This window comes from Streptomyces sp. NPDC006510 (genome assembly GCF_040611955.1).
GTDB lineage: Bacteria > Actinomycetota > Actinomycetes > Streptomycetales > Streptomycetaceae > Streptomyces.
The window spans coordinates 1-1344 of the sequence record NZ_JBEXPH010000466.1; the positions used below are offsets into that span (position 1 = coordinate 1).

Below are 1344 nucleotides of genomic sequence, written 5' to 3' on the forward strand. Positions count from 1 at the left end.
TCACGCAGATCCTTCCCTTCGAACTGGTCGACGACGTGCTGGAACGCACCAGGGCGGTGCAGCGCAGGTTACGCCTCATCCCCTCCCGCGTGGGCGTGTACTTCGTCCTGGCGATGTGCCTCTTCCCGGAAGCCGGATACCTGCGCGTCTGGAGCAACCTGATTGCCGGGGTGCGGGCCCTGGTCTCGAAGGTTCCCTCGGAGAAGGCACTGCGCGAGGTGCGCCGCCGTCTGGGGACGGCTCCTTTCCAGGAGCTGTTCGAGACGGTGGCTGGCCCCCTCGCCCGCCCTTCGACGCCCGGAGTGAGCTACCGGCGATGGCGTACGGTCGCCTTCGACGGCTGCAGCTCGCTGCAGGCTCCCGACACCCTCCGGCTCCGTGAGGCGCTGGGAAAGACCCGCCGCCACCGAGGCGTGGAGGGATACCCGCACGTCCGGCTGATGGCTCTGTGCGAGACCGGCACCCGCGGTCTGCTCGGGGCCGTGTTCGGGCCGACGAGCACGGGGGAGCCCGGATACGCCAGACGGCTGCTGCCGCTGCTGGACGGAAGCATGCTGTTGCTCACCGACCGGAATTTCTCCGGCGACGAGTTCTTGAACGAGGTTGCCGACACCGGCGCTCAGCTCCTGGCGCGGCTCACCTACCGCCGTCGCCCGGCTGTGATCTCCGTATTGCCGGACGGTTCCTACCTGACCAGGCTGCGCGGCCGCACCTTCCGGATCATCGAGGCCGACGTGACGGCGAACTGCGCTGACGGGAGCCGCGCCGCAGACCGATACCGGCTCGCGACGACGCTCCTGGACCACCAGGCCGATCCGGCCGACCGACTGGTCGCGCTCTACCACGAGCGATGGGAGATCGAACTGTCCTTCCTCGCGCTCAAGGACACACTGCTCGCCGGCCGGGTTCTGCGCTCGGGCGACCCGGTGGGCCTGCAGCAGGAACTGTGGGCGCTGCTGGTCGTCTACCAGTGCCTTCGTCGCGCCATGGTGGACGCGGTCGAGTCCCGGCCGGGCACAGACCCCGACCGCGCCAGCTTCACCGTTGCCCTCCGCGCGGCGGCACAACAGGTGATCACCGCGCGGGCGGTTCTCGAACCCGCCGACGGAAACGGCAGCATCGCGCAGGCCGTACTCGGCGCGCTGCTGCCGACGCGCCGGGCACGTACCAGCGCCCGGCTCGTGAAATGTCCGATCTCTCAGTACACCGTGGCCTCCCAGGAGCGTCCCCGGAAGAGCCAGCGGATCACCTCCGTGCACGTTGCCGTCCACCGGCGTGACGAGACCGATCCCGATGACCTGGGCTTCAGGGAGCGCACCCTCCGTCTCTTGCGCACTGATCCAG

The 1344-nt window shown here is 69.3% G+C and carries 1 protein-coding gene; it reads left to right on the forward strand.

Annotation, left to right across the window (positions count from 1 at the left end):
• A partial coding sequence (locus ABZY11_RS44545) for an IS4 family transposase (protein ID WP_356484626.1) occupies positions 1-1344 on the forward strand: 1344 nt, incomplete at both ends.